Source organism: Arcticibacter pallidicorallinus (assembly GCF_003002875.1).
Lineage (GTDB): Bacteria > Bacteroidota > Bacteroidia > Sphingobacteriales > Sphingobacteriaceae > Arcticibacter > Arcticibacter pallidicorallinus.
The window spans coordinates 461,782-485,884 of sequence record NZ_PVTH01000002.1 but is presented as its reverse complement, the minus strand read 5'-3'; the positions used below and the strand labels follow the sequence as shown (position 1 = coordinate 485,884).

Here is a 24,103-nt window from a genome sequence, read left to right as displayed (position 1 = left end):
TGCTTATGATACAATTTTCTACACTCTCCTCCGGCCTCTATCCGGCTGACGACTTTCCAAGTGAAACACTTGAAACATTGGGTGCCAACGACCTGTCATTTTACACGAAGCTCAAAGAATATCTGGATAAGGAACTGAAAGATCCATCACCCGAATCAATAAATTTCATAAAAGCATATTCGCTATCTAAAAAATCATAGCCGGTATTCGTTACTTTGCTTATGCAAAAAAAAGATCGGGTAAAAGCTTTTGTGGAGTACTTTTCTACGCATCAGCCAGACGCCCAGACAGAGCTTAATTATTCCAATTCTTACGAATTGCTTGTAGCGGTTATCCTTTCAGCGCAATGTACCGACAAACGGATTAACCAGATAACTCCGGCCTTATTTGACAAATTTCCAGATGCCTATTCACTTGCGGCCTCAAGTCCCGAAGAAGTTTTTACATACATACGGTCTGTAAGCTATCCAAATAATAAAGCGAAGCATCTGGTCGGAATGGCCAGATTACTAATTTCCGATTTCCAGGGTGTTATTCCTTCGAGCATCGACGATTTACAAAAGCTGCCAGGTGTAGGCAGGAAGACCGCTAACGTGATCGCATCTGTCATCTATGACGCCCCCGCGATTGCTGTTGACACCCATGTATTCAGGGTCGCCAACAGATTAGGACTTACGACTCGTGCTACTACTCCATTCGCCGTCGAAAAACAGCTTGTAAAGTACTTGCCCAAAGAAACTTTGGGAGTAGCTCACCATTGGCTTATTCTACATGGAAGGTATATATGTGTCGCCAGAAGCCCCAAATGCAACATATGTCCGATTACATCCTTTTGCAAGTATTTTGAAAAGCAAGTCGTTCCAAGCCTGAAAATCATAAATGTTCCTTAGCTATTTGTTTTTCTTTTTCCTTTGCAGATACTTGTAATTAAATATATCTCCCTCCAATATAAAATAATGTTAAATAATTTAGCATTAGAAAATATTATTTATATTTGACACTTATAATACTAAATATATGAGCAACGTGGATAAATTGAAGGCCCTGCAATTGACCTTAGATAAATTAGAGAAGTCTTACGGTAAGGGGACAATAATGAAGCTAGGAGATAAAGCTGTAGAAGCTGTAGAAGCCATATCGACAGGTTCTATTGGTCTGGATATCGCTTTAGGCATTGGAGGATTACCTAAAGGGCGTATAATCGAGATTTACGGCCCTGAGTCTTCAGGTAAAACAACTCTGGCCATACACGCAATTGCCGAAAGCCAAAAGAAGGGTGGAATAGCAGCCTTCATAGATGCTGAACATGCATTTGACAAGTTTTACGCTCAAAAACTCGGAGTAGATGTTGAAAATTTGTTAATCTCACAGCCAGACAATGGTGAGCAAGCACTTGAGATTGCTGATAATCTTATCCGGTCAGGCGCTATAGACATCATCGTAATAGACTCTGTAGCCGCTTTGGTACCAAAGGGAGAAATAGAAGGGGAAATGGGTGAGTCCAAGATGGGATTACAAGCAAGGTTAATGTCTCAAGCCTTGCGAAAGTTGACAGGAACCATTTCTAAAACAGGATGCTGCTGTATATTTATCAATCAGCTTCGCGAAAAGATAGGTGTTATGTTCGGAAACCCGGAAACTACCACTGGGGGTAATGCATTAAAGTTTTATTCATCAATCAGACTGGATGTGCGCCGTACATCACAAATCAAAGATTCTGATGAAGTTTCCGGTAATCGCACCAAAGTGAAGATTGTAAAAAACAAGGTGGCTCCACCATTCCGGATTGCAGAGTTCGACATCATGTTTGGGCAGGGAATATCTAAAGTTGGTGAGATAATTGATCTGGGAGTTGAGTACGAAGTTGTTAAAAAGTCGGGATCTTGGTTTAGCTATAATGAAACCAAATTAGGCCAGGGACGTGACGCTGTTAAGCAACTGCTAATGGACAATGTTGAGCTTGCTGACGAACTTGAGTCAAAAATCCGTGCAGCAGTAGCGGGCACAGAGGATATTTAAAAAACTCGAGGGACATCTTGCGCGATGTCCCTCAAGTTTTTTTAAAAACGAACAACGATAGTATCTAACCAAGCACTATTATAACCTATTGTGAAGCCTGCTGATGCAAATTCTGATAACTTTCCCTCTGCGGAAACCCAATGACCTCGGATATTGGTAATCGCTGGTAATCGCTTCGCCACTATCAGCTTATTTGAAGCGTCCAAAAACCTTAAGTTCGCTATGATCGGAATTTGATTATTGATCAGTAACAAGCCTAAATCAAATGAATCACGGTTGGAAGCTGTTACGATCTCAGCTACTAACCTTTCTTCTTTTGTAATCAGATCAACTTCAGCTGTATTTATATTAAAATAAGGCGTCTCATTTTCAACCTGCAGCTCTACCTTTTTGATATTATCAGTAATCCTATCTTCTATTTTGACCACTACGCAACCCGTCATCCTGTCTAAAAACAATGATTCTTTAACACCTTGAGAAGTTACATTAATTGATATTTTCTTATAGAAAATATCGCCTGAAGCAGCTAAGGACGATATCTTGGTAACTGCCAGGGTAGTAAGATTTGTTCCGACAGAAATTTCTCCCGTTGAAGCTAACAGCACGACTGTATATTGTCCGACCTTAAGTTCATCGGAAATCTCGCCGAACGGTTTATCTTCTTTAACTTGCTTTTTGTGGCGCACAAACTTTCCTGTTGCGTCGAAAACCAGGAAGTTTATTACACCAAATTTGTTCAGCAGAGAGTCGACCGAATTGAAAGTTAAAGCGCTTTTTGACCCTGGCAATATGCCGCTTAAGTTTTTGACAGATATTACGACAGGATAGGTGGCTTCTATCACATCCTCAGATGAATCCTTACACGAGAACAATAGCAGGATCAAGAATAAAAAGACAGAATACTTTTTCATTTTGGTTAATTTTTTATCAAATTTTACAACATATTGTGAGAATAAGTGTGAAAACGCCAGAATGTGACGAGAATCATTTTTTTTGAAAGTCACTACTCGACGTATTAACCTGTACCAGCAGGCTAGATTAGAATATTTCGGTTGCCCGGTCTGGGAAGAGTATAGCAGCTGATAAAATAAAAAACGTCAGAGCCAACCGCGTTCCAAAACCTGATTTACATCCAACCAAAATACAAACTGATAGAAAGCTGGTCGCTGTAGCCAATTTCGCCATATCGGTATCAATGTCACATGATCTACTAACATGCCCCGGGGCGACCCGAGGAAGACATAAAACTTTAGGAAACTTTTAAAAGGTCATCAAACGAAAAAGAGGGTGATCATATTTCTATGATACACCCTCTTTCTAATAAATATTCCTTGCGGAATATTATGGAATCTTTATTGTCCGATCTCTGCACACGCTTCAGTAAGCATCTGCAAATTATTTTCAGGAGCTACTTCTCCCAGGATATAACCTGGTCCTACAGTCCCTTCGTTATTGGCAACAATTGCTCTATTACCTACAGTCTTAATTTTGTCGTTCCAAACGCCCCTGAAGTCATATCTCTTGGTTACATCTAAACTCGTAGTCGAAATAAAACCATTCACAACTTCTCCCAAAGGTAAGAAAGAGGCATTTGATCCGGCCAGTCTATAGTATAATTGGAATGTCGGCAGTGCTTCCACGTTGGCAGTCTTACCCGGACATCTAACAAATAACTGCATAGTCACAACAGGTTGTTGAGGAATATTAGCCAAAGTCACACTGACAGCACTTCCACAGTTGATGTCTATTGCACCATCAAAATATACCTGGCCTGTAGAAGGATGCGTGATAACCAATCTTGATCCTGATGGAATAGCAGGAACCGCAAGAGGCGCATTGTTAGTAGACACGGAGATTACTTGCTCCAAAATTGTCTGTTGTGCACTGTTAACGAACTTAATATTTAGTGGGTAAGTTACACCTTCGGTCATCCAATCAGCAACTAAGGTTAGATTCGCCTGAGGACAAGCACCTTCCAGATATCCAGCAATATAGATCGTCAAGTGATCAATAGGATAAGACACCGATAATTTGCCCGATTGAACAACCACCTCGGCAGTTCTCTCGTACTTAAATGTACCAGTTTCAACTTCGTAGCTATAGATTTCAAGTAAGTCGCCAGCTTTAACCAATGCATTTGTGTTTGGATTGATGTAAGTTGGATCGATGTTTTGATAAACTGTAACTGGCTTGTTGAAAGACTTTACACCTTGATCGTTTACAAAGAACTCAATGCTTGTGACAGCAGCAGGATTGAAGGCTCCTTCAATAGTCTGACCCGCGGCATTCACAATTGAGCTGCTTGATAACGACCCACCCGGGAATAAAGCAATACCAGCCGACGTTCTTGGATCCAGATTAACAAGTATAGTAGACAGATTGGTACCTGATAAAACTTGTCCTGCGGCATTTAGGAACTGCGTACCAGCCTCTAACTCTAACCGAGTAATTAAGGATGCAGCTGTATTAGTCGATATAATCTGGTCCTGAGCAGCTAATGTAGCCAGAGTAACGCTAGGCTTTGAAACCGCAGCACCAACCGGTGGGTTGTTCAGGTTCAAAATTTTGATAGGTTTCATTTGGAAACTTTGTCCAGAAACCACTTCAAAAGGAATATTCACGTCCAAAATCGCATCACCACTAACCTTTACATTAAATTCTATCGAATTGTTAAATGTCGGATCTCTATGGGGATCAACGTTCGTGTAAATATACCCGTCCTGAACTTTGAAGTCTTTTGTACCAGACGGGGTGTAAATAGCATCTGCATCTGGACCTGAGATTTCAACTTTCAATCCATTAGGTAACGCATTCCCAGCAACGTCATCCACCTTAATGGCAGTAGAATAATTAAATGGATTCGGTTCGATGATAATCGTGATATCATCTGTAGGATTTTTACAAGCAGCGAAGATGCTTATAAAAGTTATAAGTGAGAGGTAAAATATCTTTTTCATAACCGTTCAGGTGTTAGTAGTTGTAAGCAAACTTAATTTCAAACTTAGGTAGCCATTTGTAATCCTTAAGGTTTCTTCTAAGGATTGGCTCATTAACTGCAGGATTTGATGACAACCAGTTAGTAGCAGTCATATTGATATCCGGTGAACCTAAGTAGTAAGCACCCAGGTTTAGACCCAGATTGAAGTTATCAGCGATGGTGATGTTATGCCATCCCAGACCTGCATAAGGCGCCCAGCCCTTCCAATCAACTACTGTGTTAATTTCTCCAACTTCTTCAGGAGTGAACGGAATGTCACCGTAGTAGTAGTCATCCTTCAGCATAACTTTCGCACTTCCACCAGCTTTGTAGAAATATGCACCTCCGGCAGTAAGAGCGAACTTACGGAAGAAAGATCCTGCAGTCGGAAAAGGCTGCCAATCTAGAAACGCACTAAGATTCATGAATTCCACCTTAAAATCGGTGTTGTAATCGAAAGTGCTATTGAATTTTTTCACCACGTCTCCTTCATAAGGAAGCAAACTGGTAGCAAGGCGTAGGTTGAACCTTGTTGAGAGAGGAATGCCGACTTCAGCGCCGATTCCTTGAGTTCCGACAGTAATACCTACTGAGTTTTTAAATGCCGGCTGTCCAACGGCACCATCCGGTAGCCATTCCTGTTGAGCGAACGTAAGAGTGCTGACCAGCATGCAGCATCCTGTCATAAGCATTAAGAGCGATGATTTCATATTTATTTGTTTACAGTTTGAGCGATGTACATATAGATTGTTGTCTATAAGATATTATTTTAAGTTTGGTGCAAAGATATTATATTAATAACAAAAACAATAAATTGTTTTTCAATACGTTACAAAAAAATGGAGATATAATATGAAAGTCGCAATCTAGAAGGCGTTATCCTCGCCCTTAAAAATATTAATGACAGTCATGAAAATGATCTTCACATCTAGCATGGCACTCCAGTTTTCCATGTACCAAATGTCGTGTTCAACACGTTTTTCCATCAGCTTCGGATCTTCAGTTTCGCCTCTATAACCATTGACCTGCGCCCAGCCGCTTATGCCGGGTTTTAGAAATTGTCTTACCATATAGCGGTCTATTATCGCACTATACTGTTCAGTATGTTTTAACATATGAGGACGGGGACCAATGATACTCATATTACCTTTCAGAACATTAAAGAACTGGGGAAACTCATCAAGGCTACTCTTCCTCAAAAAACGTCCGATAGGCGTTATCCTATTATCGCCCCTCCTTGCTTGCCTGTGATCGCTGTCATTGTTCATTCTCATGCTTCTGAACTTATAACACCAAAACGGCTCATTATTGCGGCCACTTCGCAGCTGCTTAAAAAATATAGGTCCCCGACTTTGGGCTTTAATAATAATACCTATAACAGGAACCAGCCAACTCATAATAAACACAATTACCAATGAACTAACGACGACATCGAAAACACGTTTTTTAAACCTGTTCTGCATATTTTCGAGAGGTTCGTGTCGCATACTTATTACAGGAAACTCTCCCAAATAACTCACAGTAAATGGAGCAGCAAGCGATCCACTCAGGTCGGGTACGAACTTCAGTCTGACACATTGCTTCTCCGCTTCCTCGAGAAGATACTTTGCATCAACCATTCTATCGGGTGTCAAAGACACATACACGTCCTTGATCCCTCGTCTTGCCGCATCGGCAATATGCTCACAAGTAGAAGGCATTAAAGATCCATCTTCCTGCACAAATAAGGTATCTTCCTCATTATGAAGAAAACCCTCGAACTTGAAGTTTTGGCTTTTTTCAAGGTATCCAGCCAAGCGAAGACCTGTATGGTTTTTACCTAATACTGCGACGGGCCTGCTGACCTTGAAATGTCTATATAAAACAAACTCGAAAAAAGTACCTGCAAAACGGCTGAATAAGAAGCCAATACCCATGGCAACGTATAGGGAAATTATGAAAGGCTTTGAGATGGTGTAATTATCAGAGAAGGTCAGATAAAAAACGAAAATCACCGCGTGCAGGGCTACCGCTCTCCAGGTTGCACGATAAATACTCACGATCTGACTCAGAGATTCGTTGCGGTACAGTCCGCATAAATTGGAGGTAAAAAACCAGATAAGATTGCAAACGAGCAGATAATTCTTATAAGAACCATCGAGAGGCGACGCATTTACACCGAAGATCGCATAGAAGGAAAAAAAGAAGGAAACATTTATTAGAATGATATCTGTCGCCAGAAGCACGAAACGCAGTAAGTATAAGTATCGTGTTTGCATATTCATAGATTAATATGGATCAAAGATAACGGTTTTTTACAAATTTCAATGAAGGAAGAAATACATTGAAAATAATCGATCATTAATGGGCTTTTTTTACAAAAAAGTTAATAACTACACACATATTTCGCAATAGATCCCAGAATTGCGTGCTCTGGATGATAGTCTCTTGCCGCGCATTGCCATTTTACTAAAAATTCACATTCCCTTGCTTCAAGAAACATCTGTTACGACATTTACATAAAAGTTAAACGCCATGGTTAAAATATTTTCGTCCGATAAGAAATGCCCCAAATGTAAATCCTCAGATGTTGTCCGTATCAAAAGGTCATTTGCAGGCAAACTTTTGTGTATGGGACAAGATATTAGGAAGTATAAATGCGAAAAATGCTTCCATACATTCCACTTTCGTCAACCTCAGACGTAGAAGTATATCCTCCATTAATTCTTTAGTGTGCAAACTCGTACGGAATGACCAATCATCAAAGCTCCTCCTTTTACACGAAACGTTTCATATAGTAGATACTAGATTAGAAAACTATACTTTTACGGAAAAATGGAAATTTAACTTAATACTCATACACCAATGAATCAAGAACTCAATTCCAATTACTATGCGGTGATCATGGCCGGCGGAATAGGAAGCAGATTTTGGCCAGTTAGCCGCACGGCGATGCCTAAGCAGTTTATAGATATTGCTGGTACAGGCATGAGCTTGATCCAAGCTACCTATGAACGTTTCAAGTCGATCGTTCCGGCGCAGAACATCTATATCCTTACCAATGACAAGTACAAAGACCTCGTTGGGGAGCAGTTAAAAGGAATTCAGGAACACCAGATTTTGTGTGAGCCGGTTATGCGTAACACGGCCCCCTGCATAGCTTATGCTTGTCACAAAATCAGCGAGTTGAATCCCAGCGCTTCGATAGTGGTAGCTCCTTCCGACCATCTGATACTCAACTCTGTTCAGTTTAGCAAAGATGTTACTAATGCACTGCAAACCGCGGAGACGAATCCATGCCTTATCACCCTTGGCATCCAACCTTCCAGACCTGACACAGGATACGGATACATCCGATTTAATGAGCAAAATCTTGGAGAAGGCTTTAAGAAAGTGGCACAATTCACAGAAAAGCCCGATAAAGAAAGAGCTCAAAGCTTCATCAACAGCGGAGACTACTTGTGGAACGCAGGCATCTTTATCTGGAGCGCCGCCGAAGTGCTCAAAGCATTTGAATCGCAATTGCCTGAAATGAACGAACTGTTTCTTCAGGGAAGAAATGTCTATAACACAGATGGAGAAGCTGCTTTTCTTAAAGACAATTATCCAAATTGTGAAAACATCTCCATCGACTACGGAATCATGGAAAAGGCGCAAAACGTTTATGTGTTGCCAGTAGAGTTCGGGTGGTCTGATCTGGGTACCTGGGCATCCCTGTATTCACTTGCGTCTAAAGATGAAGATCAGAATGTCGTTATCCCCTCCGGTGGTACCATTCTGACAGAAACTACAGGCTGCATGATCAACATTCCGGAAGGAAAAAAACTGATTGTTAAGGGATTAAATGACTACATTATTGCTGAGTCAAACGACACCATCATGATCATTCCAAGAGAAAGCGAGCAAGAGGTAAAGCAGATCGTCGCCGAGGTGAAGACAAAATTCGGAGACAAGTATATTTAGCCTCCGTTTGGATCTTCGAGATTAATCATCTACTTTTATAAAACTTTAGGGGTGCCTGTAGGCTGAGATAAAACCCTTTGAACCTGATGCAGCTAGTACTGCCGAAGGGAAAAGTTTAATGACATACGTATACAAGATTCCCTTGTATATGTTCCTATAGTCATTCCTAAAGTCTAATCTATTTAGGAATGAAAATCACTATCAATCAACAAGTTTTCGAGGTTTCCGAGCGGATCAGCCTCCAGAGTATTATTTCCGAAAAGCTGGGCGGAAATACAAAAGGCAAGGCTATTGCAGTCAATGACAGCGTGATAGCAAAAGAAGCACACCAAAGCTATCTTCTCCAGCCTAACGATTCTATTATCATTATTCAAGCAACGCAAGGAGGATAAGAATATGATCAAAGAATCACTACCAGGCTCACGTAAAGTCTATGTCCCGGGTACCCTCCATCCTATTCGAGTTGCAATGAGAGAAATTACGCTTTCGCCAACCTTTCTTAGCAACGGCGAGAAAGAGGAAAATCCGCCCCTCACCGTTTATGACGCTAGCGGCCCGTTTACTGATGAGAATATTGATGTTGACATCCGAAAAGGAATTCCAAGACTTAGAGAAGCATGGATACTGGGCCGAAACGATGTGCGGCAATTGCCAGGAGTCAGTTCTTCTTACGGGAAGTTAAGGCACTCGGATACGACCCTTGATCCACTGCGTTTTGAACACATCCGGCCGCCTTTATGTGCTAAGGAGGGGGCAATCGTAACTCAACTACATTACGCAAAAAAGGGCATTATTACCGCTGAAATGGAATATGTGGCCATCAGAGAGAACCAACGTTTTCAGGAAGCCGGCACGCAAGCATTCCATGCAAACAGTGCATTAAATCATCAACACCCCGGAGCGAGCTTTGGTGCCAATACACCCAAAGGCATAATTACCCCCGAGTTTGTCAGGGACGAAATTGCCGCCGGGCGTGCCATCATACCCAACAACATTAATCATCCGGAAAGTGAACCAATGATCATTGGTCGGAATTTCCTTGTTAAGATTAATGCCAATATCGGCAATAGCGCGGTCACCTCGAGCATAGATGAGGAAGTGGAGAAAGCAGTGTGGGCGTGCCGATGGGGGGCAGATACGATAATGGACCTTTCAACAGGTAAAAACATTCACGAAACCCGGGAGTGGATTATCCGTAATTCGCCTGTTCCCATTGGCACCGTCCCCATTTACCAGGCCCTGGAAAAAGTTAATGGAAAAGCGGAAGACCTTACCTGGGAGCTGTTCAGAGACACCCTTATCGAACAAGCAGAGCAAGGTGTATCGTACTTCACTATCCATGCCGGCGTGCTGCTCAGGTACATCCCTTTAACAGCAAAAAGGCTGACAGGCATTGTATCCCGGGGTGGTAGCATCATGGCCAAATGGTGTCTGGCCCATCACAAAGAAAATTTCCTTTATACTCATTTCGAGGATATTTGTGGAATTATGAAACGTTACGATGTCGCCTTTTCATTAGGAGACGGACTACGACCCGGATCAATTGCCGATGCCAATGATGAAGCACAGTTCGCTGAACTGGAGACACTTGGAGAACTCACAAAGATCGCATGGAAGCACGATGTGCAGACCATGATCGAAGGGCCCGGACACGTCCCCATGCACCTTATCAAAGAGAACATGGATAAGCAACTACGGGAATGCCATGAAGCCCCATTTTACACCCTCGGCCCCCTCACTACGGATATAGCCCCCGGATATGACCACATTACTTCGGCCATTGGAGCGGCAATGATCGGGTGGTTTGGAACGGCGATGCTATGCTATGTAACCCCCAAGGAGCACCTCGGATTGCCTAACAAAAAAGACGTAAAGGATGGTGTGATCACATATAAGCTTGCCGCTCACGCTGCAGATCTGGCTAAGGGGCATCCCGGAGCTCAGTATCGCGACAATGCACTAAGCAAGGCCCGATTCGAATTCCGTTGGGAAGATCAGTTCAATCTGTCCCTTGACCCCGACACTGCCCGTGAATTTCATGACGAAACACTGCCAGCGGAGGGGGCAAAAATCGCACATTTCTGTTCTATGTGCGGACCGAAATTCTGTTCCATGAAGATTACACATGAAATCAGAGAATCGGCAGCCAACGGGATGTTTGAAAAATCCGAAGAATTCAAAACCAAAGGAAGCTCAATTTATTCCTAATGTTGATTTTAATATCTAACCCAACTTCCTTAGCTGAAGAAACCGCCCTCATCAAACAACTTTTTGATGAGGGCTTGGACCTCTTTCATATTCGAAGACCGCAAGACAGCGAGCAAGATGTGATGAAATTGATAGAAGCGCTCGACAGCAGATATTACCCTAAAATCAGCCTTCACCAGCATCACCACCTGGCGGATCGATATGGAATCAGACGATTACATTTCGGCGAACCCCACCGGCGGAGGCAAGGGTATAATATGCCGCAACTACTAAGAAACAAGGGCTATCAACTATCCACATCAGTACATAACACTGAAGACTTCGAGCGACTTAACCCCTCATTTGGTTACTCTTTTCTAGGACCTGTCTTCGACAGTATCTCCAAACCTGGTTATACCGCATCTCTTGAGGGTGCGATACCAAGCTTGAGAAAAAGCACCAGAGCTATTGCTATAGGGGGCATAGAGGCGTCAAACGTCCATCTGTTAAGAGGACATTTCGACGGAGTTGCGCTGCTGGGAACCATCTGGTGCTCGCACACACCGCTGAGAAACTTTCTTCAGATAAAAAAAATATGGAATACACAAGGGCCATAACACTTAGCATTGCCGGCTTAGACCCATGTGGTGGGGCGGGGCTCCTGGCAGATGTCAAGACATTTGAACAGCATAAATGCCTTGGCTTTGGCGTCACCACCGCTATTACCTGCCAAACGGAGGATCGGTTTGACAGTGTAAGATGGATCGACGACGACGAAATCATTTGTCAGATCAAACCATTACTGCACCGATATAAGATTGCGGCAGTCAAGATAGGCCTGGTTCCGAGCGCCCAGAGCCTTGACCGGATTCTGGACATACTGATCGCTAGCGGTATTCCAAACATCGTCTGGGATCCTGTACTAACGGCATCGTCAGGTTTCGACTTCAATAACTTTAGCGACACCTCCAGCCTTCAGAAGCTGCTGGGAAAAATCACATTGATCACTCCTAACCTGCGGGAGGCTGTCGATCTCTCAAAAAAAAGCGATCCGGTTACTGCAGCCCGTACACTTTCGCATCATACAAATGTGCTCCTGAAAGGAGGACATCATCCAACAGCGTTAGGCACTGACCAGCTTTTCATTCGTTCGCAACAGATCAGCCTCGCTCCGGTCACCCAACAACTCCTTCCCAAGCATGGGTCGGGCTGTATTCTTTCCTCCTCAATTACTGCTTTTCTTGCAAAGCGAGAAAGCCTTGAAAACGCCTGCACAAACGCAAAACGTTATATCGAGAAGGCGTTGGGAAGCAATTCAAATCTCTTAGCATATCATCATGTATAGCAAACTCCAATACATATCACAAGGCCTGAACTCAGAAGAGCAGTTGGCAAACATCGAAAGGGTACTCGATAATGGGTGTACCTGGATACAACTTAGATTTAAAAACCAACCCCATGAACAAGTTTTGACCTTAGCTGAACAGGTTAGAACCCTTACAGAAAAATACCGCTCTACCCTCATCATTAACGATTCAATCGATATAGCAAAGCATGTTGACGCTGAGGGGGTACATTTGGGACTACAGGACGCAGATATTCTGCTTGCCCGATCTGTCATGGGAAGCAACAAAATAATTGGTGGAACCGCCAATACAATTCAGCACGTCCAGCAGCGGCTAACTCAAAAGTGCGATTACATCGGGCTAGGTCCATTCAGATACACGGAAACTAAACAGAATTTAAGTCCCATTCTCGGCTTACCTGGCTATAAGAGCATTCTGGATCAAATTAGCAAAGAAGAGATTACTATCCCTATTTACGCAATTGGAGGAATTCAGTTAAACGATATTGACGCCATACTCAATACTGGCATATACGGAGTCGCCATTTCTGGAGCCTTAACCCATTCTAGTCAGTCTGATATCATTCAAAAAATCTTAGTTCAAAGTGATGAAAAATTTAATTATAGCAGGTCAGGAGTTTAAATCCCGTCTTTTTCTTGGCACAGGAAAATTCGGCAGCCCGGATCTTATGAGTAAAGCCGTTTTGGCGTCATCCACCAACATGGTTACGGTTGCGCTGAAGCGAATAGACTTTCATACCGACACCGACTCCCTTATCAGTCATTTACAATTCCCGGAAGTGCAACTCTTGCCGAATACATCCGGTGCCCGTAACGCTAAGGAAGCGATCTTTGCAGCTCAGTTAGCCCGCGAAGCACTCGAAACCGATTGGTTAAAATTAGAGATTCATCCTGACCCCAGATATCTCATGCCGGATGCTATTGAAACGCTCAAAGCAACTGAGGAACTGGCAAAGCTGGGCTTCATTATTCTTCCTTATATACATGCGGACCCCGTCCTCTGTAAACAGCTGGAAAATGCGGGCACATCTGCCGTGATGCCCCTGGGAGCACCTATCGGCACCAACAAAGGCCTTCGCACGATAGACTTCCTCGAAATAATCATCGAACAAAGCAACGTGCCGGTAGTAGTAGATGCAGGTCTGGGGGCGCCATCAGATGCTGCTAAAGCAATGGAGATTGGTGCGGATGCTATCTTGGTCAACACCGCTATAGCGATCTCCGACGACCCTCAAAACATGGCTCTTGCATTCAAACTAGCAACGGAAGCGGGTAGACTGGCATTTGAATCCAAACTCGCCGGCGTCAGACACTTTGCCGAAGCAAGCAGTCCCTTAACCTCATTCTTAAACACCTAGACCATGTTCAAAGAGATCTTCGAAAACTACCACTGGGATCAGGAGAAAGCAAGCATTCTTAATAAGACGGCGTCAGACGTGGAGCGGGTCCTGAGCAAAGACAAATTAAATCTTGATGATTTCAAAACGCTTATCTCACCAGCAGCACTGCCGTTTCTGGAACGTATGGCTAAAAAGAGCCAGCTACAGACTCAAAAACGGTTCGGCAAAACCATTCAGATGTATATCCCACTGTATCTGAGCAATGAGTGTCAAAATATCTGCACCTATTGCGCCTTTAGTCTCGACAATAAGATTAAACGTAAAACCCTAAGTCCCGCTGAGATACTGCATGAGGCCAGCATAATCAAGAGTATGGGATATGATCACATCCTCCTCGTAACAGGAGAGGCCAACCAGACGGTCGGTGTCCCCTATCTGAGGAGTACTCTCCGATTATTAAAGCCGTTTTTCGCCAGTATCTCTATGGAAGTACAGCCGCTTGACGAAGCCGACTACAGCGAGCTCATCAGGGAAGGCCTGAACACCGTCCTGGTTTATCAGGAAACCTATCACCGGGAACGCTACAAAGTACATCACCCCAAGGGCAAAAAGTCAAACTTCGATTACAGACTGGATACTCCCGACAGGCTCGGAAGGGCGGAAATACATAAAATAGGTTTAGGAACGCTTATCGGTCTGGAAGATTGGCGAACAGATTGTTTCTTTACGGCCCTGCATCTGCAGTATCTCGAAAGAACCTATTGGAAAACGAAGTACTCTGTGTCTTTTCCAAGACTGAGGCCTATCCAAACGCACCATGAAGATCAGCCAACAGCAATAAGTTCGGTCGAGTACATGAGCGACAAAGAGCTGGTTCAACTCATCTGCGCCTGGCGGCTTTTTAATGAAAACCTGGAGATTTCCATTTCAACCCGCGAAGAACCTGCCTTTCGCGACAATGTTATCGGCCTTGGCATTACAAGCCTCAGTGCAGGTTCAAAGACCAACCCCGGCGGTTACTCTTCGGCTCCCGGCTCTCTGGAACAATTCGAAATATCAGACGAACGAAGCGCCAACGAAATTTCCCAAGTCATCAGACAACGGGGATACGAACCCGTATGGAAAGATTGGGACAAAAGTTATAGTTAGTTTTTTTACATTTAAACATGAACGCAAATATGTCATGGCAGGTACTTGAAGAGAAAGATGTCTCGCCGAGCAGATGGTTTCCGATATTGCAACACAAAGTAAAACTACCCGACGGCACTGTCATCGATGACTACTTCTTCTCACCGATTGGAAATGTGGCCATGGTATTACCTCTCACCGCAGATGGAAATTTTATACTCGTTAAGCAATATAAACATGGTCTCCAGGACGTCTTTGTTGAGCTTCCCGGCGGGATGCAACAAAAAGGAAAGAGTATTGAGGCATCGGCAATCGCAGAACTTGAAGAAGAAACCGGAATCAAGGTTACATTAGACAAACTAATTCCCTTGGGGCAAATAGCCAATAACCCAACAAAGACCAACCAAATCACCTTCGGCTTTCTGGTGAAAGATGCTGAATTCAATTCAATTCAGCGTCTTGATGCAACCGAGCAGATTGAAGTGATAAACGTTTCGCCTTTAGAAACCCTCGAATTGATAAGAACCGGCAACATACGAACCTCTGACACTGTCGCCCTCATTTTTAAAGCTTATCTCGATCATCCTGAGATCTTCGTACAGAGCTCCCGGCGGAGCGGGCGGTAACAAAAACCCAGTTCTTCTGTAAGGTATAGTTAAACCCTAAGGAAACAACAATATCCGTCAGTATTCTGCTCAGACGATAGTCCATGCCCAGCGATTCCGTCAGTACGAATGTCCCTGCTGACTTAAGCAAAATACTGCCAGCCACCACGATACAAAAGCGGAGGAGCTGCGTGTCAATAGGGCCGTTGTTCGGACTCTTCGACCTAAACGTCCAGCTTCTGTTGATTGAGAAATTCACTAAAGCTCCTATAATTCCTCCAAAAGCGATAGAAAGGGTATAATGGATCCCAACCACTTCAGTAAAGAAGATCATCGCGAGGATATCGACTATGCCCCCCGTAAACGCCGAGAACTGGGCTTTAAGAAAAGTCACCACGCCTTTCTTACCCGTCATTTTGAATTTAACAGAGCAGCCTTCTCTGCCAAATCCCGTTTATCGCCCAACTTTAATAAAGCACGGGTATCAATTAAATTAATGACGAAAAGAGCCGCACACATCACCACGCCAAACCACTTCATTGATCCAACAAAAAGCACTTCTGAGATTAGCACCGCACAAATGATGAATCTTACTTCGGTAGGTCCAAACAATCCGGAGTCGATGGTATATTTATCAGTAATCTTATATCGAACTTGAGATATAATCATTGCCCAGCCATAAAAAGCAACGAAGAGAAACGCAACGATCTCAAACTCGTTTTTGATGTAGACCAAAAAGCCAAATCCCATCAGAATGGTGCTTATCCAATCCATTATGATGTCGAGTGAAAAACCATACCATTTCCTGGGGATATTTCGGTAATAGGCAATTCTGCCGTCGAGAGAATCTCCAAACCAATTGATGAAGAGACCGGCGATACCTACAAGAAGATAGGTCACATTAACGTAGGTCGCCATTAAAAATCCGCCCAGTACGAGCAGGCTCCCCACTAATCCAACTCCAGTCAAAATATCGGGCGTAACAAATTTCGGCATTCTTGCAACAAGCCAGCTGATCGCTTTCTGTTCAGCGCTTTTTAAAATATTTGTTCTTTTTCTGTCCTTAAATGTTCTTTTTCTATCCTCACTCTGCTTATCCAACGTCGCCATGGATAGTTGTTTTTCGTTCATAATGTAACCTTATATAATAAAAGGTGTGCAAAAGTAATAATAATAGACTCAATCTCAAGACATAGAGTAACTGATTAACCGAATGTCTGACTGAGAGCGAAGCCATGCGGTTTACAAAAGCATTTTTCCACACAGAGTGCTAGTTAAAGGCAAATAAAAATTCAGTAAACAATTTCATCAAGGGAGGGTTAATTAAGAACATTTAAATAACCTAATAAAAAAACATAAATCATGGCAACTACCTCTAAGTCAAAGAAAAAAAAACCAACAGGCGTAACAGGAAAAATGAAAGACTCTGAATTTCACAAATTCTTTATTGACGGTCTGAAGGATATTTACTGGGCAGAAAAACATCTTGTGAAAGCTCTTCCCAAAATGCAAAAAGCATCGACAAGCCCTGAACTGGCAGCAGCATTTGAAAAACACACTGCAGAAACAGAAGAGCATATTACCAAGGTAGAAGAAGTATTCGCTCTTCTTGAAGAAAAAGCATCTGCTAAAAAGTGTGATGCTATGGAAGGTCTTCTCGAAGAAGCGACCAGCATGATCGAAGATACCGAGGAAGGAACAATGGTGAGAGACGCCGGGTTAATCCTTGCAGCTCAAAAAGTTGAGCATTATGAAATTGCGACTTACGGCTCATTGAGAACCTTTGCAGAAAACATGGGACATACCGATGTTGTTAATTTGCTTTCAGAAATTCTTGAAAACGAAAAAGCTACTGACGTTGCTCTCACAGAGGTCGCAGAAGGATTCGTTAACGAGCAGGCAGCCGAAGAGTAATAAAAAAAACTACCACATATAACAAACGGGATATTTAATCCTGTTTGTTATATAATATAATCATTCAGAATCCTTTTTGCACTGTCCCCCCACCGTTTAACCAAGTCATTTAGACGTACCATCAGATCTTTATTATTCATCTGCTTCCCTTTTACCGGAGCCTTCAACGAATTTTTATCTACAATCTTGTCTGATACCAGCGTAGCAAACCAAGTCACATTCTCGTAAGGCAGAGCCACTCCCAGTATCATTCCAGGAAGCCCGCTAAATGATTCGGGTCCTCCGGAAACCGTAATCTCATCCGTATAAAACGCTACCACATAAATAGAATCAAGCATCAACCCATTAGCTCTGCGACATTGATAACCGGCAATCTCACGCGTTTCACCTGTTAATTTCCAGGTAATGGGTCTAATACTATCCCTTATCAGGAAGGTCTCCTCAAATACCTGCTTTTGAACAGCAGAGAATCCTGTTTTGAAATCAGTGAAAACCACATTAGGCTGGTTAGCGTTCGGGTCCCCATACATACTGTTTTGCGATGTAACCGTAATCGGGATTGGCGTATACAAGCTTCTATCAGCCGCAAAGATAAGATTACTCTTAACCGTCAGGAACTGCGGCTGAGTCTTCACGAACTGCTCGTAGTACTTAGACATATATGACTCATTCTCTTTGTCGATGCTTTTTTTGACCTTGGCATGCATGTTTATTTTTTTCTCGAACTCAATAACACCCTCACCAACAAACCTTGCATGTTGAGCTATACCAGAGACACAAGGCGCAAGAAACAGTACCAGTATTAAAATAAACCTATTCATCATTTCTTTACCCCTCCTCCCATTTTGTTAAAATCCCAGATAGCTGATATCATAAAATTGCGTTTAATGGTGTTAAACCTGTTTTCAATTACCATATTGTTGTTTGCGCTCCTATCAATCCCTTGATTTTGATTCAGCAGATCATTCCCGCGGAAGGCAAGGCGTAAAGCTTCCGATTTAAAGAACTTTTTCTCAATCCTCGCATCGATAATCATTCGCTCGAAGTCTTCGTTAAAAGATTGCGTTTTTTCTCTGAATTCATATCGTGAGCTGGAGCTTATCTGGAACTTCCCGGGAAGATATACGGCAAAGTCTGCAAACGAATTGAAGAGAAATCCGTTGTTGTCAACATCTGGCTGAAGCGACGATTCGTTCGTACTGTAGCCTGGCCTGAAAGACAACGAAAACTCATATTTCTTTTGCTTAAAGTGAGAGATGCGTAGGCCTCCCGAATAGTTATATGATTTCGTTTTATTTAAAATCGCGTTTACGTAATTGTAATACGTATTTCCAGAAACCCCAAGCTCTAAGCCAACATTCACATTCCCGATAACTTTCTGACCGTAATATGCACTTAGATTCATATTCGAAGGCTGCTTATCACTTAGATTGACCGCCTGATACACACTCTTTCCGGCAGAGTCTGTCGTGGTGTTTTGCACAATCTGGTTTGAAGTGAAAGAATAAGAGCTATAAAGATAAATGTACTGCTCGCTCATCACCTTATAGGAATTGTATGACAAATCAAACCTGCTCCGGTACGAAGGTTTTAAGTTGGGGTTTCCCACCACAATATTCAGGGGATCGTCATTCACTCGTATCGGCTGTATCTGACTAAGCGAAGGCTGTGAAGTGTTTCCGGAATAATTAAGCCTTAATGACCGCTGCTGAGAAAAACGATATTGATAAGTCGCCTGAGGGTTCCAGTTGATAAAGTTACGCGAATAGGTTTGTCCATCATAGATATCTTTCTGTCTAAAATCCACGGTACTTACTTTTGACCCGAAATTAAAAGTGGCTTTATCCTTTTTATAGTTAAGAATCGCCCCTCCCTGATGGTGTGTTTCGTCGACCTCAAAGTTGTTGCTGAAAACCGTATCAAGAAGATTGTATTGTCCTCCTGCAGACATATTATAGGATCTTCGGTCAGCTGAGCTAGCGCTTAAGGTGAGGCCATAATTCATTACCAGCGAAAAGACGGTACTGAGTGGCTCGGTGTAGGTTAGATTCGTCCGAAAAGACGAGTTCTTGCTATCATTCTGTTTAAGCTGATCAATGTTCTGGACGCTATCCTGACTCCCGTTCCTGTTAAAAAACTCATTCACCGAATTAAGGTATCCCGATGTTTCATTTTGGCGCAGATTCTGACTGGCAAGAACGGAAATAGTACGCCCTGCTTTCTTTAACTTTTTGGTATAAAGCGCACTGGCGAAAAACTGCTCTTCTTTACCCTCATTACTATTGCGCCGCACTCCCGTGTTCAGCAACGTATCAACTCCCCGATAACTTTCCGTTACATTAGCCTCCCGATTCTCCATCTCAGAAACTCCTCCATCCACAATCAATTTCAACGTGGTAGACGAATCAAGCTTAACCTCATAAGTGGCATCCACCTTCTGCCGGAAAGTGACGTTGGTGTAATCCCTCGCCGCGTTACTATTAATTATACCCGTTGGAAGGTTATTCTGCGTAATCGTACTTGAATTACCATCCACTTCAAGATGAGATATTTTGTAATTAGTATTAACCGAATGCTTGTCGCTGTTCCATTTGGTATCGTAATGCAGTCCCCCGTTCCTCGAAATAGGTATTCCCTGACCATTATAGTCTGACCTCTCACCCGATATATATATCCCACCATCTGCGCTCACCTGTGTACCGCTTCCATACTTACTGGCATCCTCCCAGCCCAAACTAACAGTCCCGTCGTTTCCTCCCAGACCGTAGGCAGCAAACTTTTTCTTTCCCTTAAATACGTTGATCATTGCCTGGCCACGATAGAAGTCGTCGTTGCCGCCCCCAGTCTCCACCTTTCCGAAATAGCCGCTTTTCTTATCCTCTTTCAATTTGATGTTGAGAGTTTTCGTCTTCTCACCATCATCTATACCCGTAAAAGTTGCCTGGTCGCTCTTCTTATCATACAGCTGTACTTTGTCGACCATGTCCGCACGGATATTTTTGGTAACCAGCGTCGGGTCATCTCCAAAGAACTCTTCTCCATCAACGAGCACTTTGTTAACCGTTTCACCTTGTGCTGTAATTTTCCCATCCTTATCAACCTGAATTCCGGGAAACTGCTTAAGCAAATCTTCCACCCGCGAATTAGGTTGAATCTCAAAGCTCCCTGCGTTAAATTCAGTGGTATCGCCTTTTATCTTTACCGCAGCCGCTTTCGCCTTTACGATCACCTCGGCCAGTAAATTAGCTTTTAAGATCATTTTCAAGGAACCTAAATCCTTCATCTCTTTTAGCGAATCGATCTGGATCTGCTCTACATAATCGGCATATCCCGGGTAAGTCAACAACAGAATAGCCTTCCCCGGTTTCAGTTTGTTCAGCTGAAACTCCCCACTGGCATTCGTACGACCGAAATCGATAAGAATAGAGTCCCTGGCAGCTATGACGCTTACCGAAACATTAACCATTTTGACATTAGAGGCGGTATCAATCACTGAGCCTTTCAGTGTGTGCCGCTGCTGACCGAAGAGAGATGTCGAAACAAATACACAAAAGATGATAAGGTAGGTTAATTTCATATAGGTTTAAAAGGTTAACAATGATAAAAATAAATATTGGTGTTCTTACACCATCTATTGTTAAATTTTGTTAACCTATAACCTACATTCTAACTTGATATCGAAAGACTTGGCGGAAAATATTCCACAAAACAATCAGCTAAAATGATCATCTATCTTGATTCCAATTTCATCAGCTAAAGCTTGTTCAACTTTACCTTCTTCCCAGATCCACCGCTTGATGGTATGCCGTTTGAGCTTACCAAGATCTTTCCCATCGAGGGAGACACTGAAAGAAGCTTCTGTATGCATTTTATGGTATACAGGGCTGATGAGATAGCGGCGTACCTCATCAGCCCTGATAATCTGTACCTCAAATGGTTCGTCAAAGTGCGAAATCATATCTTTATTCCTTAATATCAAGTTTTTGCAAGTCCTTTCTTGGAGGACCTGTCAGTACCTTGCCGTCTATATCAAAACGTCCGCCGTGGCAGGGGCAGTCCCAGCTTTTCTCCGTACCGTTCCATTTTACAATACAACCGGCATGCGTACACACCGGATCTAAAGCATGTATTCCCCCCCCACTGTCCTTGTAAACGGCGACCTTCTTGTCTTCATATTTTACAACCGTTCCTGAATCGGAAGCCAGCGAACTGACGGAGTCCAGCTTGGAAATCTTGACACGGTCGGCAATATAGCGATAGGCAACATCAGCGTTCTCTCTCACAAACTCCTTGAAACCGGCCACCGGCTTCAGCCGTGCAGGAGCAAACAAGTTACTGAAGGGGCTGTCGTTTTCCAGCAGGATATCTTTCAACAATAAACCTGAAAAGCTCCCCCAGGTAATGCCATTGCCACTAAAACCGGTCGCCGTATAAATGCCTTTGTCCGCAGAAGGCAATTCTCCAATATAGGGCAGTCCATCCGCAGATTCATAAAACTGGGCAGACCATCGATAATCTATAGATCTTACCCGGAAGTGTTTCTGGAGATACTGCTCCAACGCCGCAAATGATTCCGCCGGCTCGGAGTGTCCGGTTTTATGGTCTTCCCCTCCAAGGATAAGATATTTCTTCCCGCCCATCTCATGAGATCTGAAATAATGATAGGGGTCTTTCATGTCGTAAACCAGCTCGTCGGGGCAACCTTCTTCCAACTGGACAGCGAGCACATAACTCCGATAAGGAGCGCACCTCAGATGCAGGATGTTTATTCCGGGTGGGATATGAGTGGCATACACGATTTTCCTGGCACGTAAATTCAATCGTGTACATCGAAGCGTGTGGACCCCATCCTCAAGCTTAGTCTCTTCAACTTTATTATTCGCAATAAACAAACCTCCAGCAGCAATGAACGCATTGAAAAGACCATTAATATATTTTATCGGATCTATCTGAGCCTGATTCTTAAAAACAATGACAGACTGGTAACTCAAGGGTATTGGCAAATGATCTGCTTCCTCCACATCAACTCCGACGCGCTTCGAGGCGGCAAAAATTTCCTTCAAGCTCTGCGCTTCTGCCTCATCCTCCGCAAAAAGATATCCATCCCGGAAACTGAAATCGCAGTCTATCTTGTATTTCTTTACATTGTTATAGATCAATGCTATAGACTCCATTGTCGCTGCAGCGACAAGCCTGGCATTATCCAAACCAAAGTCCCTTTCGATAATATCATATGACGTATCCAGCATCGTATTTATATGCGATGTCGTGCCTCCTGTTGCACCGAATCCCGGATTCTTCGCCTCCGTAATAACGCAACGTAAACCAGCTTCCTGCAACAGCAGGGCGGTTGTCAATCCGGTGATACCTGCGCCTACAACAACGACATCAAAGAGTTCTGAGGTAACGCTTTCTTCTGAACTGGCAGTCGCTATGCGCTGAGCATTTTCCTGCCATAGGCTCCTTGTTTTAGCATCCCGCTGGTTGCTATTTTCTGGTGTCTTGTCTGATGTTATCATATCAATAGGGTTGTTTTCTATAAACACATAAGCCTCAATAAGTTTTTGAACAAATTACATCTTGTCCATCACTGCTTCGCAAAACGCTGCTCACTATAAACAAAGCGGCAGGTTCGTTTGTCTGTAGTCTACCTATAAACCACTTAATGAATAACATCAGACCTAAGATTTTTACCTGGCACATTCATGGCAGCTATCTTTTTTACCTCTCTCAGGGGAACTATGACATCTATATTCCTGTCAAGGAGGGAAAAACAGAAGGATATTATGGAAGAGGCGAAACGTTCCCCTTCGGAAACAATGTCCACGAAGTACACGTCGACGATATTCCTAAACTGGCCTTCGACTGTATTATCTTTCAGACCAATAAAAACTATCTCGAAGATCAGTACGAAGTCCTGACGCCTGAGCAGCGTGCGCTTCCGAAAATATACATTGAACACGACCCTCCCCGGCAGCATCCTACCGACACCAGGCACGTCGTCAACGATCCGGATATCCTGCTCGTGCATGTTACGCACTTCAATCGCCTGATGTGGGACAATAACAATACGAGAACCCGGGTGATTGAACATGGAGTAACCGTTCCCGACATTCCCTACACCGGAGAAATTAACAAAGGAATCGTTGTTATAAACAACTTGCCAAGCAGGGGTCGTCTCCTTGGACTCGATATTTTCCTTGAAGTCCGCAAGCATGTTCCTCTTGACCTGATCGGGATGAACACAGGGGAACTGGGTCTGGGCGAAGTACTTCACCCCCAATTACCCGAATTCATCAGCAGATACAGATTCTTCTTCAATCCGATACGCTACACCAGCCACGGTCTGGCGGTCTGCGAAGCCATGATGCTGGGCCTTCCGATAGTTGGCATGGCGACTACTGAACTCCCGACTGTAATCACCAATAACGTCAACGGCTTTATTCACACCGATATTGACAAATTGGTCGAGAAGATGCAGCAGCTCCTTCAGAATAGAGAACACGCTGCAAGTCTTGGCGTTGAAGGTAGAAAAACGGCCCTGAGCCGCTATAATATCGAAAGGTTCACACAAGATTGGGAGCAAACGATACGGGATGTTATACAAACGAAAACGGTATAACCG

24 protein-coding genes and 1 riboswitch are annotated in these 24,103 nt (G+C 43.3%); of the genes, 14 read left to right on the top strand and 10 right to left on the bottom strand.

Annotated elements, in window-relative coordinates:
* Positions 1-5 precede the first annotated feature (5 nt).
* The 3 genes from B0I27_RS04845 (at position 6) to recA (ending at position 2,019) form a co-directional block, all read left to right on the top strand.
* On the top strand, positions 6-200 hold the full coding sequence (locus B0I27_RS04845) for a hypothetical protein (protein WP_106291981.1): 195 nt from the start codon (positions 6-8) through the stop codon (positions 198-200).
* A 21-nt stretch (positions 201-221) separates the two neighbouring features.
* Positions 222-890 carry an endonuclease III gene (nth, locus tag B0I27_RS04840; RefSeq protein WP_106291979.1) on the top strand — a complete coding sequence of 223 codons (669 nt, stop codon included), beginning with the start codon at positions 222-224 and terminating at the stop codon, positions 888-890.
* 127 nt (positions 891-1,017) lie between these two features.
* Positions 1,018-2,019, top strand: coding sequence for a recombinase RecA (gene recA, locus B0I27_RS04835; protein ID WP_106291977.1), 1,002 nt, complete (start codon positions 1,018-1,020; stop codon positions 2,017-2,019).
* Positions 2,020-2,060: 41 nt separating this feature from the next.
* Here the strand turns inward: recA and B0I27_RS04830 are convergent, their stop codons facing one another.
* The 4 genes from B0I27_RS04830 to B0I27_RS04815 form a co-directional block, all read right to left on the bottom strand.
* Positions 2,061-3,023 (bottom strand): FimB/Mfa2 family fimbrial subunit, encoded by a 963-nt coding sequence (locus B0I27_RS04830; RefSeq protein ID WP_146133087.1) that lies wholly within the window; start codon positions 3,021-3,023, stop codon positions 2,061-2,063.
* A 348-nt stretch (positions 3,024-3,371) separates the two neighbouring features.
* Positions 3,372-4,976 carry a hypothetical protein gene (locus B0I27_RS04825; RefSeq protein WP_106291973.1) on the bottom strand — a complete coding sequence of 535 codons (1,605 nt, stop codon included), beginning with the start codon at positions 4,974-4,976 and terminating at the stop codon, positions 3,372-3,374.
* 13 nt (positions 4,977-4,989) lie between these two features.
* The gene (locus B0I27_RS04820; RefSeq protein WP_245925434.1) at positions 4,990-5,706 is read right to left on the bottom strand and encodes a hypothetical protein; all 717 of its coding nucleotides are present in this window, start codon (positions 5,704-5,706) and stop codon (positions 4,990-4,992) included.
* Positions 5,707-5,862: 156 nt separating this feature from the next.
* Complete coding sequence (locus B0I27_RS04815; protein ID WP_106292126.1) at positions 5,863-7,254, bottom strand: undecaprenyl-phosphate glucose phosphotransferase; 1,392 nt, start codon at positions 7,252-7,254, stop codon at positions 5,863-5,865.
* A 586-nt stretch (positions 7,255-7,840) separates the two neighbouring features.
* Between B0I27_RS04815 and B0I27_RS04810 the strand changes: the two genes are divergently transcribed.
* The 9 genes from B0I27_RS04810 to B0I27_RS04770 all read left to right on the top strand — a co-directional run bounded on the left by B0I27_RS04810 (position 7,841) and on the right by B0I27_RS04770 (position 15,585).
* Positions 7,841-8,938 carry a mannose-1-phosphate guanylyltransferase gene (locus tag B0I27_RS04810; protein ID WP_106291969.1) on the top strand — a complete coding sequence of 366 codons (1,098 nt, stop codon included), beginning with the start codon at positions 7,841-7,843 and terminating at the stop codon, positions 8,936-8,938.
* A gap of 37 nt (positions 8,939-8,975) precedes the next feature.
* A riboswitch (TPP riboswitch) is annotated at positions 8,976-9,065 on the top strand.
* A 61-nt stretch (positions 9,066-9,126) separates the two neighbouring features.
* Entirely contained in the window at positions 9,127-9,330 is a 204-nt protein-coding gene (thiS, locus tag B0I27_RS04805; protein WP_106291967.1) for a sulfur carrier protein ThiS, read from the top strand.
* A gap of 4 nt (positions 9,331-9,334) precedes the next feature.
* On the top strand, positions 9,335-11,146 hold the full coding sequence (gene thiC / locus B0I27_RS04800) for a phosphomethylpyrimidine synthase ThiC (RefSeq protein WP_106291965.1): 1,812 nt from the start codon (positions 9,335-9,337) through the stop codon (positions 11,144-11,146).
* Positions 11,146-11,742 carry a thiamine phosphate synthase gene (locus tag B0I27_RS04795; RefSeq protein ID WP_106291963.1) on the top strand — a complete coding sequence of 199 codons (597 nt, stop codon included), beginning with the start codon at positions 11,146-11,148 and terminating at the stop codon, positions 11,740-11,742. Before thiC ends, B0I27_RS04795 begins: the two co-directional genes overlap by 1 nt.
* Positions 11,721-12,470, top strand: a complete 750-nt coding sequence (locus B0I27_RS04790) for a hydroxymethylpyrimidine/phosphomethylpyrimidine kinase (RefSeq protein WP_106291961.1) — start codon at positions 11,721-11,723, stop codon at positions 12,468-12,470. Before B0I27_RS04795 ends, B0I27_RS04790 begins: the two co-directional genes overlap by 22 nt.
* On the top strand, positions 12,463-13,113 hold the full coding sequence (thiE, locus tag B0I27_RS04785) for a thiamine phosphate synthase (protein ID WP_106291959.1): 651 nt from the start codon (positions 12,463-12,465) through the stop codon (positions 13,111-13,113). The genes B0I27_RS04790 and thiE overlap by 8 nt, the downstream gene beginning before the upstream one ends.
* A complete protein-coding gene (locus B0I27_RS04780; protein WP_106291957.1) occupies positions 13,079-13,849 on the top strand; it encodes a thiazole synthase in 771 nt (256 codons plus the stop codon). Before thiE ends, B0I27_RS04780 begins: the two co-directional genes overlap by 35 nt.
* A 3-nt stretch (positions 13,850-13,852) precedes the next feature.
* On the top strand, positions 13,853-14,980 hold the full coding sequence (gene thiH / locus B0I27_RS04775; protein ID WP_106291955.1) for a 2-iminoacetate synthase ThiH: 1,128 nt from the start codon (positions 13,853-13,855) through the stop codon (positions 14,978-14,980).
* 17 nt (positions 14,981-14,997) lie between these two features.
* Positions 14,998-15,585 carry an NUDIX hydrolase gene (locus B0I27_RS04770; RefSeq protein WP_106291953.1) on the top strand — a complete coding sequence of 196 codons (588 nt, stop codon included), beginning with the start codon at positions 14,998-15,000 and terminating at the stop codon, positions 15,583-15,585.
* On the opposite strand, the gene B0I27_RS04765 is transcribed toward B0I27_RS04770, so the two are convergent.
* Positions 15,524-15,979: a GtrA family protein gene (locus B0I27_RS04765; RefSeq protein WP_106291951.1), complete on the bottom strand. Its 456-nt coding sequence runs from the start codon at positions 15,977-15,979 to the stop codon at positions 15,524-15,526. The two genes, B0I27_RS04770 and B0I27_RS04765, sit on opposite strands and share 62 nt — an antisense overlap.
* The gene (locus B0I27_RS04760; RefSeq protein ID WP_106291949.1) at positions 15,976-16,695 is read right to left on the bottom strand and encodes a CDP-alcohol phosphatidyltransferase family protein; all 720 of its coding nucleotides are present in this window, start codon (positions 16,693-16,695) and stop codon (positions 15,976-15,978) included. Before B0I27_RS04760 ends, B0I27_RS04765 begins: the two co-directional genes overlap by 4 nt.
* Before the next feature lie 231 nt (positions 16,696-16,926).
* On the opposite strand from B0I27_RS04760, the gene B0I27_RS04755 reads away from it, so the two are divergent.
* On the top strand, positions 16,927-17,478 hold the full coding sequence (locus B0I27_RS04755; protein ID WP_106291947.1) for a YciE/YciF ferroxidase family protein: 552 nt from the start codon (positions 16,927-16,929) through the stop codon (positions 17,476-17,478).
* 47 nt (positions 17,479-17,525) lie between these two features.
* Here the strand turns inward: B0I27_RS04755 and B0I27_RS04750 are convergent, their stop codons facing one another.
* The 4 genes from B0I27_RS04750 to B0I27_RS04735 all read right to left on the bottom strand — a co-directional run bounded on the left by B0I27_RS04750 (position 17,526) and on the right by B0I27_RS04735 (position 22,997).
* A complete protein-coding gene (locus B0I27_RS04750) occupies positions 17,526-18,302 on the bottom strand; it encodes a GLPGLI family protein (protein WP_245925433.1) in 777 nt (258 codons plus the stop codon).
* Positions 18,299-21,055: an outer membrane beta-barrel protein gene (locus B0I27_RS04745; RefSeq protein ID WP_106291945.1), complete on the bottom strand. Its 2,757-nt coding sequence runs from the start codon at positions 21,053-21,055 to the stop codon at positions 18,299-18,301. Before B0I27_RS04745 ends, B0I27_RS04750 begins: the two co-directional genes overlap by 4 nt.
* A gap of 135 nt (positions 21,056-21,190) precedes the next feature.
* Positions 21,191-21,436 (bottom strand): hypothetical protein, encoded by a 246-nt coding sequence (locus B0I27_RS04740; protein WP_106291943.1) that lies wholly within the window; start codon positions 21,434-21,436, stop codon positions 21,191-21,193.
* Positions 21,437-21,440: 4 nt separating this feature from the next.
* A complete protein-coding gene (locus B0I27_RS04735; protein WP_146133086.1) occupies positions 21,441-22,997 on the bottom strand; it encodes an FAD-dependent oxidoreductase in 1,557 nt (518 codons plus the stop codon).
* A 146-nt stretch (positions 22,998-23,143) separates the two neighbouring features.
* Here B0I27_RS04735 and B0I27_RS04730 point away from each other — a divergent pair, with 146 nt between their 5' ends.
* A complete protein-coding gene (locus tag B0I27_RS04730) occupies positions 23,144-24,100 on the top strand; it encodes a glycosyltransferase family 4 protein (RefSeq protein WP_181276679.1) in 957 nt (318 codons plus the stop codon).
* Positions 24,101-24,103 lie beyond the last annotated feature (3 nt).